At 62.9% G+C, this 18,018-nt stretch carries 13 protein-coding genes; 3 read left to right on the plus strand and 10 right to left on the minus strand.

The window, feature by feature from the left end:
* Positions 1 to 147: 147 nt before the first annotated feature.
* The 3 genes from M2367_RS07865 (at position 148) to M2367_RS07875 (ending at position 5,354) form a co-directional block, all read left to right on the plus strand.
* Positions 148 to 1,674, plus strand: a complete 1,527-nt coding sequence (locus M2367_RS07865; RefSeq protein WP_259236353.1) for an efflux RND transporter periplasmic adaptor subunit — start codon at positions 148 to 150, stop codon at positions 1,672 to 1,674.
* A 153-nt stretch (positions 1,675 to 1,827) separates the two neighbouring features.
* Positions 1,828 to 4,974 carry an efflux RND transporter permease subunit gene (locus M2367_RS07870; protein WP_259236354.1) on the plus strand — a complete coding sequence of 1,049 codons (3,147 nt, stop codon included), beginning with the start codon at positions 1,828 to 1,830 and terminating at the stop codon, positions 4,972 to 4,974.
* Between the two features lie 17 nt (positions 4,975 to 4,991).
* A complete protein-coding gene (locus tag M2367_RS07875; protein WP_259236355.1) occupies positions 4,992 to 5,354 on the plus strand; it encodes a copper-binding protein in 363 nt (120 codons plus the stop codon).
* Between the two features lie 171 nt (positions 5,355 to 5,525).
* Here M2367_RS07875 and M2367_RS07880 read toward each other — a convergent pair whose 3' ends face one another.
* From M2367_RS07880 to dnaK, 10 genes are all read right to left on the minus strand, one after another.
* Positions 5,526 to 6,539, minus strand: coding sequence for a lipoate--protein ligase (locus M2367_RS07880; protein WP_259236356.1), 1,014 nt, complete (start codon positions 6,537 to 6,539; stop codon positions 5,526 to 5,528).
* Between the two features lie 101 nt (positions 6,540 to 6,640).
* Positions 6,641 to 7,075 carry a DUF6691 family protein gene (locus M2367_RS07885; protein WP_259236357.1) on the minus strand — a complete coding sequence of 145 codons (435 nt, stop codon included), beginning with the start codon at positions 7,073 to 7,075 and terminating at the stop codon, positions 6,641 to 6,643.
* 12 nt (positions 7,076 to 7,087) lie between these two features.
* Positions 7,088 to 7,501, minus strand: coding sequence for a YeeE/YedE family protein (locus tag M2367_RS07890; protein WP_259236358.1), 414 nt, complete (start codon positions 7,499 to 7,501; stop codon positions 7,088 to 7,090).
* A gap of 423 nt (positions 7,502 to 7,924) precedes the next feature.
* On the minus strand, positions 7,925 to 8,935 hold the full coding sequence (locus tag M2367_RS07895; RefSeq protein ID WP_259236359.1) for a substrate-binding domain-containing protein: 1,011 nt from the start codon (positions 8,933 to 8,935) through the stop codon (positions 7,925 to 7,927).
* 27 nt (positions 8,936 to 8,962) lie between these two features.
* Positions 8,963 to 10,378 (minus strand): sucrose-6-phosphate hydrolase, encoded by a 1,416-nt coding sequence (locus M2367_RS07900; protein ID WP_259236360.1) that lies wholly within the window; start codon positions 10,376 to 10,378, stop codon positions 8,963 to 8,965.
* A complete protein-coding gene (locus tag M2367_RS07905) occupies positions 10,378 to 11,742 on the minus strand; it encodes a sucrose-specific PTS transporter subunit IIBC (RefSeq protein ID WP_224432491.1) in 1,365 nt (454 codons plus the stop codon). Before M2367_RS07905 ends, M2367_RS07900 begins: the two co-directional genes overlap by 1 nt.
* A gap of 82 nt (positions 11,743 to 11,824) precedes the next feature.
* Complete coding sequence (locus M2367_RS07910; protein WP_259236361.1) at positions 11,825 to 12,781, minus strand: aminoimidazole riboside kinase; 957 nt, start codon at positions 12,779 to 12,781, stop codon at positions 11,825 to 11,827.
* Between the two features lie 115 nt (positions 12,782 to 12,896).
* Positions 12,897 to 14,387, minus strand: coding sequence for a carbohydrate porin (locus tag M2367_RS07915; RefSeq protein WP_259236362.1), 1,491 nt, complete (start codon positions 14,385 to 14,387; stop codon positions 12,897 to 12,899).
* Between the two features lie 265 nt (positions 14,388 to 14,652).
* Positions 14,653 to 15,795, minus strand: a complete 1,143-nt coding sequence (dnaJ, locus tag M2367_RS07920; protein WP_042042683.1) for a molecular chaperone DnaJ — start codon at positions 15,793 to 15,795, stop codon at positions 14,653 to 14,655.
* A gap of 113 nt (positions 15,796 to 15,908) precedes the next feature.
* A complete protein-coding gene (gene dnaK / locus M2367_RS07925; RefSeq protein WP_259236363.1) occupies positions 15,909 to 17,834 on the minus strand; it encodes a molecular chaperone DnaK in 1,926 nt (641 codons plus the stop codon).
* Between the last annotated feature and the right edge of the window lie 184 nt (positions 17,835 to 18,018).

An 18,018-nucleotide genomic window follows, 5' to 3' on the forward strand; every position in this document is an offset into this window, starting at 1 on the left:
CACTCCTGACACAAGCAACCCGCCCTGGGGGTTGCCGACCCGGATGCGCCTTGGCCGCGCGGCTCGACCAGAGAGAAGAAGTATCATGTCAGCAACCAATATTGCCCTGCGCCCCTGCGCCCCCGCCTCCTGTGCCGGAGGCTTGTCATGACCAAGACACTGCCGCTATCCCTGCTGCTGCTCGCCCTCGGCGCCGGTGGGGGTTACTGGGCCGCCAAACAGAGCACGGACAGTGGGGCCACAGAGAAGGCACCGCTCTACTGGGTCAATCCCATGGATCCCCGCGACAAGCGCGATGGCCCCGCCAAGGACAACATGGGCATGGACTTCCTGCCGGTCTATGAGGAGCGCCAAGATGGCTCTCCCGGCACCCTCACCATCAGCCCGGAGATCCAGCAAAATCTGGGGGTCAGGCTGGCCAAGGTCGAGTTGGCCCCCGCCTATCAGCAGATAGAGACTGTGGGTTATGTGGGATATGACGAGGAGAGGCTAGAGGCCATCAACGCCCGCATGGCAGGCTGGATCCGCACCCTGACCATCAAGAGCGAGGGGCAGAAAGTGGCCAAAGGCAGTCTGCTCTACGAGATCTATGCCCCGGACCTGGTCAATGCCCAGCATGAGTACCTGCTGGCCATGGGCAGCAACAACCCTCTGCTGCTGCGCGCCGCCACAGGCAAACTCAAGGCCCTGCAGGTCCCCCTCGAGCAGATTGAGCAGCTCAGGCGCAGCCGCAAGGTGAGCGAGACCATCCGCATCTATGCCCCGAGCAGCGGTTATGTCTCGGATCTCAAGGTGCGCGAGGGTCAATACGTGGAGCCCGCCGCCGCCCTGTTCAGCCTCGGTACCCTGAGTCAGGTCTGGGTCAGCGCCGAGGTGTTCGAGCGTCAGGCGGGCCAGCTCAAGGTGGGCGATCCCGTCACCATGAGCCTGGATTACGCCCCGGGCCGCCGCTGGCAGGGCCGGGTGGATTACCTCTACCCCACCCTGGACGCGGGCAGCCGCACCCTCAAGGCGCGACTGCGGTTTGACAATAAAGACGAGTTCTTGAAGCCGAACATGTTTGCCAAGGTGAGCATTCGCAGCGGCCATGGTCGGCCCCGTCTATTGGTGCCAAGCGAAGCGGTGATCCGCACCGGCAGCCAGGACCGACTGGTCTTGGCGCTGGGCGAAGGGCGCTTCAAGTCGGTGGCGGTCACCCTGGGGGCCCAGTTTGGCGACCAGCTGGCCATCATCGACGGGGTCGAGGCCGGGGACAGCATAGTCCGCTCGGCGCAGTTCCTGCTCGACTCGGAATCGAGCATAGATTCAGACTTCCAGCGCATGACGGCGCTGCGTCCCAGCCAGGTTTGGACTCAGGGTGAGGTGCAGAGCATCGACCTTGCCAACCGCACCCTGGGGGTCGCCCACCAGCCTATCCCCGAGTGGCAGTGGCCCGCCATGGAGATGGATTTCGCCGTGGCGGAGGGGGTCGACATCAGCCAGCTTGGCCAGGGTCAGACCCTGCACCTGCAAGTGGAGCAGGAGGGGGACCAGTACCGCATCACCACCATAGATCCGGAGAAATCCACCACGGCCCCCTCGACCGACCAGCCAGCGCCAAAGGTCAGCAGTGCCCCCAAGGATGGGATGGAAGGGATGGATCACAGCCAGCATGATATGGGGGCCAAGCCATGATCCCGTCGATCCCTTGCCGCTTTACTAGCCACCATGCCCTGCCATTCACGCCACGCCAAGAGGGAGGAGCCAGGCCATGATCCCTTCCATTATTCGCTGCTTTGCCAACCCCCATGCTCTGCTGCCTGCACGCCATAAGGGAGGAGCCAGGCCATGATCCCTTCCATTATTCGCTGGTCCATCGGCAACCGCTTCCTGGTGCTGCTGCTCACCGCCATGCTCACCGCCTGGGGGCTCTGGTCAGTCAAGCAGACCCCGGTCGATGCCTTGCCGGATCTCTCCGACGTCCAGGTGATCATCAAGACCCCCTACCCGGGTCAGGCGCCCCAGGTGGTGGAGGATCAGGTCACCTATCCGCTCACTACGGCCCTGCTCTCGGTACCGGGGGCCACCACGGTGCGCGGCTACTCCTTCTTCGGCGACTCCTTTGTCTATGTGCTGTTCGATGACAAGACGGATCTCTACTGGGCCCGCGCCCGAGTACTGGAGTATTTGAGTCAGGTGACGGCCACGCTGCCCCCCTCGGCCAAACCACAGCTAGGCCCGGATGCCACCGGGGTGGGTTGGGTCTATCAGTACGCCCTGCAAGACAAGAGCGGCCAGCATGACCTGGCCCAGCTCACCTCCTTGCAGAACTGGTTTCTCAAGTACGAGCTGCAAACCGTGCCCGGCGTCGCCGAGATAGCCACGGTCGGCGGCATGGTGCGCCAGTATCAGGTGCGGGTCGACCCGGACAAGCTGCGGGCCTACGGCATTCCCCTCTCCCTCATCAAGACCGCCATCGAGCAGGGCAACCAGGAGACGGGGGCCTCCGTCATCGAGATGGCCGAGGCCGAATACATGGTGCGCGCCAGTGGTTACATCCAGGGCGTGGCCGATCTCAAGCAGATCCCGCTCGGCACCCTGGTGCGTGGCGCCCCGCTGCTGCTGGGGGATGTGGCGGATGTGGTCATCGGTCCGCAGATGCGACGCGGCATTGCCGAACTCAATGGCGAAGGAGAAGTGGTGGGGGGCATAGTGGTGATGCGCTACGGCGAGAATGCCCAGCACACCATCGACGGGGTCAAGGCGAGGCTCGCCGATCTGAAGAAGAGCCTGCCCGCCGGGGTGGAAGTGGTCACCGTCTATGACAGATCCGATCTTATCGCGCGGGCCATCGACAACCTCTCCGGCAAGCTGCTGGAAGAGTTCGCCGTGGTGGTGCTGGTCTGTCTCGCCTTCCTGTTCCACCTGAGATCCTCGCTGGTGGTGGTGATCACCCTGCCCATCGCCATACTGGTGGCCTTCATCATCATGCACTTGCAGGGGATCAACGCCAATATCATGTCGCTCGGGGGCATCGCCATCGCCATCGGCGCCATGGTGGATGGTGCCATCGTCATGATAGAGAACGTCCACAAGCACCTGGAGAAGACCCGGCTCACCGACCAGAACCGCTGGCAGGTGATAGCCCAGGCGAGCATAGAGGTGGGGCCAGCCATCTTCTTCTCCCTGCTCATCATCACCATGAGCTTCTTGCCGGTGTTTGCCCTGGAGGCCCAGGAAGGGCGCATGTTCCATCCGCTGGCCTACACCAAGACCTATGCCATGGCGGCGGCGGCGGCGCTGGCCATCACCCTCGTTCCCGTGATGATGGGTTACTTCATTCGCGGCAAGGTGCTGCCGGAGCAGGCCAACCCCCTCAACCGCGCCCTGACCCGGGGCTATATTCCGCTGCTGGGTGCCGTGCTGGCGCGCCCGAAAACCACCCTGATGGTAGCGGCAGCGGTAACGGTGGCGGGCTTCTGGCCGCTCAACTATCTCGGCTCGGAGTTCATACCGCCCCTGGATGAGGGGGACATCATGTATATGCCCACCACCGCGGCCAATATCTCGGTGGGCAAGGCGCGGGAGATTTTGCAGCAGACCGACAAGCTCATTCGCACCGTGCCCGAAGTACAGAATGTGTTTGGCAAAGCGGGACGCGCCGACACCGCCACCGATCCCGCAGATCTGGTGATGATGGAGACCAGCGTCCAGCTCAAGCCCCGGGATCAGTGGCGCCCCGGCATGACCCCGGAAAAGCTGAAAGAAGAGCTCGACGCGCTGATCCGCTTCCCCGGTCTCACCAACGCCTGGGTGCCGCCCATCAAGACTCGCATCGACATGCTGGCCACCGGTATCAAGACCCCGGTCGGCATCAAGATAGCCGGGCCCGATCTCAAGGTGATCCAGCAACTCGGCCAGCAGCTTGAGCAGATAGTCGGCAAGGTAGAAGGGGCCGCCTCCGTCTACGCCGAGCGGGTGGCGGGGGGCCGCTACGTCAAGGTCGACATCGACCGGCAGAAGGCCGCTCGCTATGGCCTCAGTATCGCCGAGGTGCAGGGGGTGCTCGCCACCGCAGTCGGCGGCATGGAGGTGGGTGAAACCATTGAGGGGCGCGAGCGCTACCCCATCAACCTGCGCTATCCCCAGAGCTATCGCGATTCGGTGGCCAGTCTGTCGCTGCTGCCCCTGGTGACCCCCAAGGGGGAGCGCATCGCCCTGGCAGACCTGGCCCGGATCTACATCAGTGACGAGGCCCCCATGCTCAGAAGCGAAAACGCGCGACTCGGTGGCTGGGTCTATATCGACATCAGAAACCGGGACATCGGCTCCTTCGTGGCCGATGCCAAGGCGCAAGTCGCCGAGGAGCTGGTGTTGCCCCCCGGCTACTCCCTCAACTGGTCCGGGCAATATGAGTACATGGAGCGGGCCAAGGCACGCCTCACCTATGTGGTGCCGCTCACGGTCGCCATCATAGTGCTGCTGCTCTATCTGGCATTTCGCCGCATCCAGGAGGTGTTGCTCATCCTCATCACCCTGCCACTCGCCGTGGTCGGCGGTATCTGGACCCTCTGGCTGCTCGACTTCAACCTCTCGGTGGCGGTGGGTGTGGGCTTTATTGCCCTGGCCGGGGTGGCGGTGGAGACCGGGGTGCTGATGCTGGTCTACCTCAACCACGCCTGGGATGAGCTGGTTGCCCAAGGCAAGCCGGACAGAGCCGGGCTGCACAGGGCCGTCATCCAGGGCGCGGCCCTGCGCCTGCGTCCCAAGATGATGACGGTGGTCACCATCATCGCCGGCCTCCTGCCCATCATGTGGAGCCAGGGTACCGGCTCGGAGGTGATGCAGCGCATCGCCGCCCCCATGATAGGCGGCATGGTGAGCGCACTGGTGCTGACCCTGCTGGTACTGCCCGCCGCCTATTACCTGTGGCGCAGCCGCAGCCTTGACCGGCTGCCCCCCTCCGCACCGATCAATTCAGACTTTCGCGAATAAACGACGAGGACAAGATCATGAACTACCAGACGCTGACCCTGACATTGCTGCTCGGCCTTGCCACCCACACCGGTCTGCAAGCCGAAGAGATGATGAGCCATGAGGGTCATGACATGAGCCAGATGAGCGACATGCAGGACATGAACGAGATGACGGAGAGGGTGATGACCAAGGGGGTCATCAGCCGCATCGATGCGGCCAATCACAAGGTGGGGATCAAACATGAGGCCATCACCAACCTCAAGATGCCGCCCATGACCATGGTGTTTACCCTGGCCGATCCCGCGCAGCTCCAGGGGCTCACCGTCGGCGATACGGTCAGCTTTCACGCAGAACAACAAGGGGGCAAACTGATCCTGACTCGGCTACGCAAACAATAAACCGGCGAACAGAGACCAAGACGGCGGGCCATGTGCCCGCCGTCTTGTTTTATCAACCGGGGCTAGTGCCCAGCGGGTTTCGTTAAACTTGCCGGTTTATCCTGCCGGGCAGGCCTTGGCAGGCCTGCTAGGCCATCGAGTAAAGCCGGTGCGTCGCTCGTATCAACCAGATTAACGGACTTGTTGCACCAGCCAGGCCATCAGCTCCCTGAGCATCGGCTCTGCATGAGGATACTCGGCCACTAGCCTCTGCCCGAGAAGAGCCAAGGCCTCTGGCCGATAAACGCTCCCTTGCAGGCCCTGCGCCAGGGCTTCCAGAGGCGCCAGATCCAGGCTGTCGCTGAACAGTTGCACCCCGCTGATCTGCCCCTGCGTCACATCGAAATGCAACTCGACCCCGCCCCAGACAAAGCGCTCGCTCAGGGTATGGCTGAAGGCTGGCGCCTTGCCAAAATTCCACTCCCAGCTCCCCTGATGGGCAAATTGCGACGGGAAACCGGGCAGATCCGGCAGCTGGCTCGGGGAGATAAACTCCGGCAACACCCGAGTGCCATAGTGGTCAAAAAAGGCCTCGCTCAGCGCCTCCACCAACTGCTCATGAGTGATCTCTGCGCCGAGTTCACTCAGGTTGGCGACCCGGCCTCGCACCGAGCTTATCCCCTTGGCAGCCAGCTTCTTGGGGTCGGGGTTGAGGTAGTCGGCAAGGCGGCCCAGATCGGCGCTGCGCAGCACAGTACCGTGGTGAAAGCCGCGATCCTGAGTCTCTCTGTAGGCCGAGCCCGATATCTTGCGATCTCCCTCCGGGGTCGAGACCAGCAGGTCATTGCGCCCCGAGGCGAATGCCTCTATGCCCAGAGACGCCAATCCCGCCAGCACGATGGCGGTGGAGATGCTCTTATCGTACTCGGGCTTGCCCGCCATGAAGGTGAAACAGCTGTTGCCAAGATCATGGAAGACGGCACCGCCTCCGCTGCTGCGCCTGGCTAGCTTGATGCCGTCTCGCGCCATGCGGCGGGTGTTGCACTCCTTCCAGGGATTCTGGCCACGGCCGATCACCACGGTATCCTGGTTGCGCCACAGGAAGAGCACCCGCTGGCCCGCATCCATCTGGCGAAAGATGCACTCCTCCACCGCGAGGTTGAACCAGGGATCGAAAGAGTCAGAAATAAGCAAGCGAAGGGGCATGAGGGTATCCTCTCTGTCAGTCGAGGAGCCATGATAACAGCCCGGTGCCGTCTGGGGCGACCGGGCTCAGCAAGTGATGAAGGAGCTGGTTGCGACAGGGATCAGGCACCAGCCGCCAGGAGACGATCGACGCCGAGCAAGCCCACGGCCATGGCCAGCACGAACAGGGCGATGAGAGGCTGTTCCGTGCCCAGCATTGTCACGCCGAGCAGGGCAAGGCCGGGGCCTGGACAGATGCCGAGCAGACCCCAGCCAACCCCGAACAACGCCGCCCCTCCAACCAGACGGGCATCGACTCGTCCCGCGGGAGGCGCGGGCAATTGCATGCCAGAGAGGCTCTGGCGGCGGGGTTTGACAAGCCAGGCATAACCGGGCGCAAACACCAGCAAGGCGCCCCCCATCACGAAGGCAAGGCTGGGATCCCACTGACCGAACAGGTCGAGGAAACCCATGACCCTGGCCGGATCCACCATGCCGGAGACAACGAGCCCCAGCCCAAACAGCAGACCGGATAACAGACTGATCAGATTGCTCATCTCATCGACTCCTCACAACAGATGCAGGGTGACGAACAGGGTAACAATGCCGCTCGCCATGAAGGTGAGGGTCGCGACCAGGGAGCGCATCGATAACCGCCCCAGACCGCAGATCCCATGACCGCTGGTGCAGCCATTGCCGAGCCGGGTGCCCACCCCCACCAGCAGACCCGCCAACAGCACCAGAGGCCAGGCTGGCAAGGCGGCAAAATCGGGCAAGCGGGCCAGCCCCAGCATGGCGGCGAGAGGCCCTCCCAGCATGAGCCCCAGCAAGAACAGCCAGCGCCAGGCTTGCCGGCTCTGCAGGGCGGTGGCGAAGATGCCGCTGATCCCCGCGATACGGCCATTGAACAGCAGCAACAGCAGAGCGGAGAGGCCAATCAGCATGCCTCCGGCCAGGGATAACCACCACGGGTTTGCCATCATTTCAACTCCTCATCCTGAACCGATGACGCGAAGCATAGCGTCCACCGGACTGCTCTCTCCTCACGGCCCCACTGTCTAGCGTGGCCACACAACCCAATGAACCTTGCTCGCCTCAATTAACGCCTTGCCGCGCTCATCCTGCATGCAATGCTTGGTCGTTAAATTAGAATTTACTAATGTTAAGGGCATTTTAGCGTCAGCCATTAAATTAGCAATACCTGATTTAATGGCGCATTTGGTTGATGTGCAAAGGAGAAGATCCACGCATGACGGAGCCAGAGAGGCGGCCCATCCATGTCGGACCGGCTGAAAAGCCTCATACGAGATCAATTGGCACTGAAGGGAGGATGCTCAAAATAGAACGTCCCCTGCACGGCAGCGCAGGGGACGTTGAGAACCATCAGGCTTGAAACCCAGGACGGGTTATCGGCGGCTGCGCCAGCGCACCCTGGGGAGGATCACCTGGGCGGTCTGTGGGGGGGGATTGCCCGCGATCAGCTGCTGCATCAGCTCGAAGGCGGCCCGGGCCAGGGCCGGACAATCCTGGGCCACGGAGTCGATGCGCATGGGAATGCAGTCGAGCAGATCGTGATCGTCGAAGGTGCAGAGCCGCATGCCCGTCTCCATCAGCCCCGCCTCGTTGAGGTAGCGCAGCACCCCCTCCAGCAGGGTGAAGGAGGCGGTAAAGAGCCCGCGGGGGGGCGCCCCCAGCTCGGCCACCAGCTCGGCCATCAGCTGATAACCGGAGCGCGGCTGATAGTCGCGATGGCGCACCTGGCTCTGTGGCGCCTCCAGCCCGGCGCGGTGCAGGCCCAGCTCATAGCCCGCCAGCCGGTGGCGGCTGGGGGAGAGATCCAGCAGGCCGCCGAAGTAGTAGATCTCCTCCCCGCATTCGCGGGCCATGTCCTGCACCAGCTCGGCGGTCGCCTTGCAGGCATCCGAAATGACCATGGGCAGACGCGACTGGCCGATATGGCGGTCGAGCTGCACCACCGGCAGGCGGTCGTGAATGCGGGCATAGATGTCGTCGCTGTGGCCGCTGGAGGCGACGATGAGGCCATCCACCTGACGGCTGATGAGGTTGTCCACCACCCGCTGCTCCAGGGTGGGATCATCCTCGGAGCAGGCAATGAGCAGCTGGATCCCCGACTCCCGGCAGTGGGCCTCGAGGGCGCGCGCTATGCTGGCGAACCCGAAGTTGGTGAGATCGGGGATCACCAGCCCCCAGGTGTAGCTGCGGGTCTCGCGCAGGGAGCGGGCATGAAAGCTCGGCTGGTAGTGACACTCATCCGCCACCGCCTGGATCCGCTTGCGGGTATCGTCGGCAATCCTGTACTCCGCACTCTTGCCGTTGAGCACCAGACTGGCGGTGGCCTTGGATACCCCCGCCAGTTCGGCTATCTGGGCAATCGTGATCCGTTTCTTCTTCTCCACCTGGCCTCCCGGCTGACTAGCAACGGGCTATTGTACTAGGCAAGCCGCCAGCGGCCAGTGATCGAGGCAAATTTTGCAGCCCCCGCCCGCATTCCCTGCCGATAGCTGCGGCTTTTCCCCGGGGAAGTAGCGCGCTGACAGGCTGTGGCGGCCGCCATCGATGAAACACTCCAGGCTGGAGCTGTCGCACAGCACTGTGATCCGCCCACCCAGCCAGGGGGTGGCCCTCTCTTCCCAGGCCCCGCTCTGCCAGTTCTGGCGCCGCAGTGTGATGCGCCCCGGCTGCCACACCAGCTCGGCCACGGCGCCGAACCAGAGGCTGCCCTCACCGCCAAGCGCCAGATCAAGCCAGGCCGAGTCGATGGCCAGCCCCGGAAATTCACCGAGCGTCCCCTCGAAGCGGGTCAGCTCCCCCTTCAATGCCGCGAGCTCCCCTACCGGCCGCTGGCAGAGCCACTCATCCTGCCAGAACAGCTCCCGCGGGCAGCTCATCTGATGGATCCAGCCGTGAGCGACAGTGGGCTGGCTCATCTCGTTCTCCTCCGGCAGTCCCAGCCAGCCGAACAGCAGGCGCCGCCCCTGGCTGTCCAGGGTGCTCTGAGGGGCATAAAACTCGAAGCCCCTGTCCAGCTCGTGGAAGGCCCCGTGCTCGAACTGCTCGCCGTCGAAATCCCCCGCCAGCCAGCCGCACTGATAGAGGTTGCGGTAATACTCCCCCACCGGGGCAATCCCCTGGGGGCAGCAGATCAGCACATGCTGATCCCCCAGGGGGAAGAGGTCCGGGCACTCCCACATATAGCCAAAGTCGCCGAGGCCACCGCGCCCGCTGCCGGCGATGGGGCCCACCAGCGTCCAGGCATCAAGCGCGTCGCCGCGATAGAGCAGCACCTCACCTTTGTCGTCCAGGGTGCGGGCCCCCAGCACCATGAGCCACTGCTTGCCGTCGTGCCACACCTTGGGGTCGCGCACATGGCCGCTGTAGCCTTGGGGCAGATCGAGCACGGGGCCCAGCTTGTCGAAACCGCCCTCACCGTCGGCGCGGGCCAGGCACTGGAAGGCGGTGCGGCTGCCATCCGGGTATTTGACGTTGCCTGTGTAGACGAGGGTCAGCCGCCCCTGCTCGTCGCTCACCGCCGAGCCAGAATAGCAGCCGTGGCTCTCATAGGCCTCGGTGGGCAAGAGCGCCACCGGCTCGTGCTGCCAGTGCAGCAGATCGGTCGAGGTGACGTGGCCCCAGCCCTTGTTGCTGTGCTCGCAGCCGAGCGGATTCCACTGGTAGAAGAGGTGGTAGCGCCCGTCGTGCTCGATGAAACCGTTGGGGTCGTTGAGCAGCCCCACAGGGGCTGCCAGATGCCAGCGGGGCCTATGGGGATCGGCCGCCGCCTTGAGCTGTCCGGCCAGCAGGGACCGGACAATCTGGTTGAGGAGATAAGCGTCCTTCATCACTCCACCTTGTACTTGAGCAGGTAGGAGGCGGCGAAGGCGGCACCGAAGGCGATCACCAGTCCGATGATGTAGTGGATGAGGCTCATGGGCTGGACGATTGCCATGCCCGGAATGCCGGTCAGGCCCACCGCCGTCATCCCCACCTTGGCCGCCACCACGTAGGCGCCGCCGCAGGCACCGCCGAACAGACCGGCCAGGAAGGGTTTGATGTAGCGCAGGTTGACGCCGAAGATGGCCGCCTCGGTGATGCCGAGCAGGCAGGACATGGCGGCCGGCACGGCAATGGCCTTGATCTTCACATCCCGGGTCTTGAAGTAGACCGCGAGGCAAGCGCCGCCCTGGGCCACGTTGGCCATGGCCCAGATGGGCAGCAGGAAGTTGACGCCTATGGCCGGGTTGGTGAGCAGCCCCGCCTCGATGGCGTGGAAGCTGTGATGGATGCCGGTGATGACGATAAGGGAATAAGTCCCGCCGAATACCAGACCCGCCAGCCAGCCAGCCTGCTCATAGAGGGCGCTCAGACCAAAGGAGATGCCATCCCCCAGCACCCGCCCCGCCGGGCCGATAAAGAGCAGCGCCACGAAGCCGGTGATGATGACGGTCAAGAAGGGGGTGAGGATGAGATCCAGGGCGTCCGGGATGCGCTTGCGCAGCTGTTTCTCCAGGTGCGACATGAACCAGACCGCCAACAGCACCGGGAAGACGGTGCCCTGGTAGCCGATCATGGCCACATCCAGCCCGAAGAAGTCCATGGTCTTGAAGCCCCCCGCCACGCCCCAGGCGTTGGTCAGTGCCGGGTGGGTGAGGATGCCCCCTAGGGTCGCCCCGAGGTACGGGTTGCCGCCAAATTCGCGCGCCGCGGTAAAGCCGATCAGGATCGGCAGTATGATGAAGGCTGCCGAGCTGAACATGTCCAGCATGACGAACAGGGCGCTGTCGGCATTGACCCAGCCGTAGGTGCGCACCATGCCGAGCAGCCCCATCAGCAGGCCGGAGGCGACGATGGCCGGAATGATCGGCACGAAGATGTTGGAGAGGGTCCGCGCCAGCCGCTGGGCCACATTGAGCTTGGCCGTCGCCAGGTCGGTCAGCTCCGCCTTGCTGGCGGTGCCGGTCCCAGTCAGGGTGACAAACTCGGCGTAGACCTTGTTGACCAGACCGGTGCCGAAGATCACCTGAATTTGACCCGCGTTGCTGAAGCACCCCTTGACCCCGTCCAGCTTGTCGATGGCGGCCTTGTTGACCTTGCTGTCGTCCGCCAGCACCAGCCGCAGCCGGGTGGCGCAGTGAGCGGCGCTGACGATGTTCTCCTTGCCCCCGAGCAGGGGCACCAGATCCTTGGCTATCGCACTGATATTCATAATCTTCCTCTTATGACCCACCGTCTGGCGGGCCCTTGTCACATGAGAGTAGGGGCTGTTGAGCCGGGCTTCTAGCCGCAGATCAACGGCCGCTTGCGCTCGATCGCAAAAATTCATCTAGCTGGGTGCGGGTGGGTAGCGCCGTCATGGCCCCCTTGGCGGTGGTGGCGAGCGCCCCGCAGCCGTGAGCCTGAGCCAGGATGGCGGGCAGCTCGCTCAAGGCAGGCAACCGATCCCCCTCTGCCAGCGCGGCCAAGAGACCCGCGACGAAGGCATCTCCCGCCCCCGTGGTGTCGAGCGGGGTCACTTTCTGCCCCACCCACTCCAGCAGATCGCCACCTATGCGGGCCACCACACCGGCCGCCCCCCGGGTCACCAGCACCAGGTCCGGGCCCGAGAGGGTGGCGAGTCCCGCGGCCAGATCATCCTCGCCGCTCAGCAGTTGCAGCTCCTCCACCGAGAGCTTGACCACGTCCGCCAGGGCGATGGCCGCGCTAACCTGCGGCAGCATCTCGGCGGGGTTGCCCCACACTTCGGGGCGCAGGTTGGGGTCGAAGCAGACCCGTCCTCCCGCCTCCTTGATGGCGGCCATGGCCTGCAGGCAACTGCTGCGCACAGGTTCGTTGGCGAGCGCAATGGAGCAGCTGAGCAGCCACTGACCGGCCTCAAAGCGGGGCAAGTCAGCCGGTTCGAGGAACTGGTCGGCACTGGGGCACACCATGAAGGTGAAGCTGCGCTCCCCCTCTTCATCGAGCGCCACCAGCACCGTGGAGGTTCGGTGGGCCGGATCCTGAGTCAGATGACGGATATCGACGCCCTCTGCCACCAGGGTATCGGCCATAAAGCGGCCGAAGGGATCGGCACCGACCCGGCCGATAAAGGCCGATTCACCGCCGAGCCGCGCCACTCCCACCGCCACGTTGGCGGGGGCACCGCCCGGACACTTGAGGTAGTGCAACTCACCTTCCGGGATAAGATCCACCACCGCATCCCCCATTACCCACACACGATTCCCCACCTTGCTACTCCACTGCTGCATCGGATCCACTGCCAGAGCCGGGCTCTGTTCTCTTGATCGGCATTATCAGCTAAACCGCTTTAGCTAACCAACAGATCCCGGCGCCGTCTGCCATTTTTGTGATCGGGATAACGAACTAGAACCAGGTTTCCATCTGTATGCCGAAGTTCCACTCACCACCGGCGGTGAAGTCGCTCTGGCCCATGGCGTCGTCGCTGGCGTAGTTGTCGAGCTCGGAGGACCAGTCCATCCAGGTGGCGAATACCCGCAGCTCGGGCCGCTCGAAGAAGCCGGCGGTCTGGGCCTTGAAGGTGGGGGCGAAGGTGAGCTTGGTGAAGTTGCCGCTCACCGCCTGGCGTCCCTTGTAGCCCTTGGGATCCAAGTCCATGTACTGCCAGGCGGCCTCGTAGACCAGCTCGACGTTCTGGCTCAGCACCTGGGCCACCCGGGTGTTGAGGGTCAGCCACTGATACTCGTCCCCCTTCACGTAGCGATCCTGGCTCTGCTCCGCCAGCAGGGCCGGAGCAAAACGCCAGCGCGGGTTGAGATCGGTGGCACCAAAGACCGCCACCCGCACCGCGTCGGCATCCGACAGCAGCTCGCTGTCGGAGCCCAGTCCCTTGAGCTCGGCCCCCAGGCCATGGCCGTAGAGCACGGCGGCCTTGGAGAAGCCGGGATTGATGCCAAAGAAGCTGTCGGCGTGGTAGGCCAGCAGGGTGTGCGCCCCCTTGTCGGCCGCCTCGCTTCCCTTGCCACCGTCATTGATGCGCGCCTCGTTGTCATTGGCCGAGAGACCGCTGAGCATCCACTGCCAGTTGCCGAACCTGTTGTTCATGGTGAGGATGTAACTCTCGATGTCCGAGAGATCGCTGGCGCTGATGTCGCCGTAGTCGCGGCCGTAGAGGGAGAAGTTCGCCTTCCAGCTGTCGGCCAGCTGCACGTCGTAGACGCCGCCCCCTGTCCCGGCCAGGAAGACCACGTCGGAGTCGAGCCAGTGGATGTCGAAGTTGTCCCGATCGAAGCGCTTGCCCGCCCAGAGCACCGAGTGCTGGAAGGGGCCGCTGAAGCTCGCCAGATTGCCGATTTCGGCAAACACCTGGCGGGTGTTGAGGTTGGAATCGCTGGCGGTCCAGTCGTTGCTGGTCTCCACCCCGTCCGCCAGCATCAGCTTGTAGCGGGCCCAGCTGCCATCGGCGAAGGTCTGGGTCTTGAGCAGGTTCGCCTCCATGTAGGTGTCGTCTTCATTGCCAAGGCGACCCACGGCCCCGCCCACAGAGCCAGCCGGCGTCACATAAGGGCCGCCGCGCCCGCCGTTGCCGTTGCTGTTGGCCAGCAGACCAGAGCGGGCGTAGCCGTGAAACTCGAAGCCCTGGGCGCCGGCGGTCTGCTTGTCCACCTTCTCGCTCTGGGCCTTGGCCACCACGGCTGTCTCCCGGGCCTCGCTCGCCTTGCTCTTGGCCTGGTCAGCCCGCGCTTCGGCAGCGGCGGCGCGGGACTCTGCCGCCTGCACCCGCGCCTCCAGCGCCGCCAGCCGGGCCTCTATACCGCCCTCGGCCGCCCACAGCGGGCCGCTCATCCCCAATCCCAGCGCCACTGCCAACGCCAATTTGCTCTTGAACATCGTCATCTTCCTCACCTGTCATCTGCCGCCCGTCCGGGCGCTGTTGTTATGGACGAGCAGAGCATAGCTAAACCGCTTTAGCTAACTCAATATGCCAGCTAAACCGTTTCAGCTGCAGTGTGAGCGGGATAACATTTGTACAGAATGAATTGGCGGGAGTTGTGAAGTGGATCCCTCATCGGGATCCACTCAATAGGGCGGATCCGAGGCGAAACGCGGGCAAAAAAAGAGCCGGCACAAGGGCCGGCTCTTTTTGTCAACGGGGCTGAACTCAGCGGGTCAGGTCGTCGAAGAAGCGTTTCACCCCTTCGAAGAAGCCTTCCGATCTCGGCTTGTGGGTCTTGGCGGCGGCGCCGCTGAACGACTCGTCCAGCTGACGCAGCAGCTCTTTCTGAGACTCGGTCAGCTTGACCGGGGTCTCGACCACTACCTTGCACATCAGATCGCCGACCTGACCGGAGCGCACGGACTTGACGCCCTTGCCGCGCAGCCGGAACATCTTGCCGGTCTGGGTCTCTGAGGTCACCTTCAGCTTGACTCGGCCATCCAGGGTCGGCACTTCAATTTCACCCCCCAGGGCGGCGGCGGTGAAGCTGATAGGCACTTCGCAGTAGAGGTCGTTGCCATCGCGCACGAAGATGCCGTGCTCTTTGACATGCACCTGCACGTAGAGATCCCCGGCCGGTGCGCCGGACTCTCCCGCTTCCCCTTCGCCGGAGAGACGGATGCGGTCACCGGTATCGACCCCAGCCGGGATCTTGACCGACAGGGTCTTGGTCTTCTGATAGCGCCCTTCCCCATGGCACTTGCGGCACGGATCCTTGATGATCTTGCCGCGGCCATGACAGTGCGGACAGGCTTGTTGTACCGCGAAGAAGCCCTGGCGCATCTGCACCTGGCCCGCACCATGACAGGTCGGACAGGTCTGGGCATGGCTGCCGGTGTGGGCACCGGATCCGTTACAGACCTCGCAGTGCACCTGAGTCGGCACCTTGATCTCCTTGGAGACGCCACGCACCGCCTCTTCCAGGGTCAGCTCCATGGTGTAACGCAAGTCAGAACCCCGGGCCGGGCCACGACGGCCACCGCCACTGCGACCACCGAAGATGTCGCCAAAGATATCGCCGAAAGCATCGCCGAAATCGGCACCGCCGCCAAAGCCGCCGTGGCCACCGCCACCCTGGCTCTGATCCACGCCGGCATGACCGTACTGGTCATAGCGGGCCCGCAGATTTTCGTCGGTCAGGATCTCATAGGCTTCCTTGACCTCTTTGAACTTCTCTTCGGATGCGGCATCACCCTGATTGCGGTCCGGGTGAAACTTCATCGCCAGACGCTTGTACGCCTTCTTGATCTCGCGCTCGTCGGCACCCTTGGCCACCCCGAGCACTTCATAGAAATCGCGCTTTGACATACTCATCCTATTGCGTTGTCAGCAGTTATGCAGACGGGCGTTGGTCACCCAACGCCCGTAAATTCAATGATTAAGCCGATGGGCAGAGCGGGCTCTGCCCATCTGGGTGTGGCTTATTTCTTGTCGTCTTTCACTTCTTCGAACTCGGCATCGACCACGTCATCGTCGGCCTTGGCAGAAGAGGAAGAGTGACCGGCATCGGCACCGGCGCCTTGCGCCTGGGCCTGCTGCTGGGCAATCTCCATCAGCTTCTGGGACGCTTCCATCAGAGCCTGTTGCTTGGCTTCGATTTCCGCTTTGTCGTCACCCTTGATGACGGCTTCCAGTTCGGAGAGTGCAGTTTCGATCTTGGTCTTGTCGTCGGCGGGCAGAGCCTCACCGGCTTCGGTGACCTGCTTGCGGACCGAGTGGACCAGACCGTCAGCCTGGTTGCGAGTCTGCACCAGCTCTTCAAACTTCTTGTCTTCTGCCGCGTTGGCTTCCGCCTCGCGTACCATGCGTTCGATCTCTTCGTCGGACAGACCGGAAGAAGCCTGGATGGTGATCTTCTGCTCCTTGTTGGTCTCTTTGTCCTTGGCAGAGACGTGCAGGATACCGTTGGCATCGATGTCGAAGGTCACTTCGATCTGCGGCAGACCGCGCTGCGCCGGACGGATGCCTTCCAGGTTGAACTGGCCCAGAGACTTGTTGTCGCTGGCGCGTTTGCGCTCACCCTGCAGCACGTGAATGGTCACGGCAGACTGGTTGTCTTCGGCAGTGGAGAACACCTGGGACTTCTTGGTCGGAATGGTGGTGTTCTTCTCGATCAGCGCCGTCATCACGCTACCCATGGTCTCGATACCCAGAGAGAGCGGGGTGACGTCCAGCAGCAGCACGTCGGTCTTCTCACCGGACAGTACCGCGCCCTGAATGGCAGCACCCATGGCCACGGCTTCGTCCGGGTTGACGTCTTTGCGCGGCTCTTTGCCGAAGAAGTCAGCCACAGTCTTCTGCACCATAGGCATACGAGTCTGACCACCCACCAGGATGACGTCGTCGATCTCGCCAACCGCCAGACCGGAGTCTTTCAGGGCGGTGCGAACCGGCTCCAGGGAGTCTTTCACCATGTCTTCCACCAGGGATTCCAGCTTGGCGCGGGTCACCTTGATGTTCATGTGTTTCGGACCTGTGGCATCTGCGGTGATGTACGGCAGATTCACGTCGGTCTGCTGGGCGGAAGAGAGCTCAATCTTGGCTTTCTCGGCGGCATCTTTCAGACGCTGCAGGGCCAGCTGGTCGTTGCGCAGGTCGATGCCCTGCTCACGCTTGAACTCGTCTACCAGATAGTTGATGACACGGTTGTCGAAATCTTCACCACCCAGGTGGGTGTTACCGTTGGTCGCCAGCACTTCGAAGGTGGTTTCCCCTTCCACTTCGTCGATCTCGATGATGGAGATATCGAAGGTACCGCCCCCTAAGTCATAGACGGCAACCTTGCGCTCACCCTTGACCTTGTTCACGCCGTAGGCAAATGCCGCAGCGGTCGGTTCGTTGATGATGCGCTTGACGTCCAGACCGGCGATGCGACCGGCATCCTTGGTAGCCTGACGCTGGGCGTCGTTGAAGTAGGCCGGTACTGTGATAACGGCTTCGGTCACTGGCTCGCCCAGGTAATCCTCGGCAGTTTTCTTCATTTTCTTCAGCACTTCGGCAGAGATCTGCGGCGGTGCCATTTTCTTGCCTTTCACTTCTACCCAGGCGTCACCGTTGTCAGCCTTGGCGATGGCGTACGGCATGATCTTCAGGTCACGCTGCACTTCTTCATCTTCGAAACGGCGACCGATCAGACGCTTGATGGCGAACAGGGTGTTCTTCGGGTTGGTGATGGCCTGACGCTTGGCCGGCTGACCAACCAGGATCTCGCCATCATCGGCATAGGCAATGATGGACGGAGTAGTACGATCGCCTTCTGCGTTCTCGATCACGCGAGCAGTGTCGCCATCCAGAATGGCGACGCAGGAGTTGGTAGTACCCAGGTCAATACCGATGATTTTACCCATTTGACGAATCTCCAAATACTTAGATTAAACAGGCGAAGCGCTCGCCTTAATGCGTTAACGGCTAGGTGGGGGCTAAGCAATGTGCTTTCAAGCTCCCGGTAGCAAATTCTTGCTACCGCCGTACCTTGTCACCTATATGGGGTCTGGTCGTTCAGCTTCAAGGGCTGAATGTAAAAAACCAGCG

The sequence above is a fragment of the Aeromonas sp. BIGb0445 genome (genome assembly GCF_024809075.1).
Taxonomy (GTDB): Bacteria; Pseudomonadota; Gammaproteobacteria; order Enterobacterales; family Aeromonadaceae; genus Aeromonas; species Aeromonas rivuli.

Coding starts and splice junctions, on each gene's coding strand:
- M2367_RS07885 (WP_259236357.1), bottom strand. CDS start 7,075: ATGAGCAATCTGATCAGTCTGTTATCCGGTCTGCTGTTTGGGCTGGGG.
- M2367_RS07890 (WP_259236358.1), bottom strand. CDS start 7,501: ATGATGGCAAACCCGTGGTGGTTATCCCTGGCCGGAGGCATGCTGATT.
- M2367_RS07875 (WP_259236355.1), top strand. CDS start 4,992: ATGAACTACCAGACGCTGACCCTGACATTGCTGCTCGGCCTTGCCACC.
- M2367_RS07880 (WP_259236356.1), bottom strand. CDS start 6,539: ATGCCCCTTCGCTTGCTTATTTCTGACTCTTTCGATCCCTGGTTCAAC.
- M2367_RS07870 (WP_259236354.1), top strand. CDS start 1,828: ATGATCCCTTCCATTATTCGCTGGTCCATCGGCAACCGCTTCCTGGTG.
- M2367_RS07905 (WP_224432491.1), bottom strand. CDS start 11,742: ATGAATATCAGTGCGATAGCCAAGGATCTGGTGCCCCTGCTCGGGGGC.
- M2367_RS07865 (WP_259236353.1), top strand. CDS start 148: ATGACCAAGACACTGCCGCTATCCCTGCTGCTGCTCGCCCTCGGCGCC.
- M2367_RS07915 (WP_259236362.1), bottom strand. CDS start 14,387: ATGACGATGTTCAAGAGCAAATTGGCGTTGGCAGTGGCGCTGGGATTG.
- dnaJ (WP_042042683.1), bottom strand. CDS start 15,795: ATGTCAAAGCGCGATTTCTATGAAGTGCTCGGGGTGGCCAAGGGTGCC.
- dnaK (WP_259236363.1), bottom strand. CDS start 17,834: ATGGGTAAAATCATCGGTATTGACCTGGGTACTACCAACTCCTGCGTC.
- M2367_RS07900 (WP_259236360.1), bottom strand. CDS start 10,378: ATGAAGGACGCTTATCTCCTCAACCAGATTGTCCGGTCCCTGCTGGCC.
- M2367_RS07910 (WP_259236361.1), bottom strand. CDS start 12,781: ATGCAGCAGTGGAGTAGCAAGGTGGGGAATCGTGTGTGGGTAATGGGG.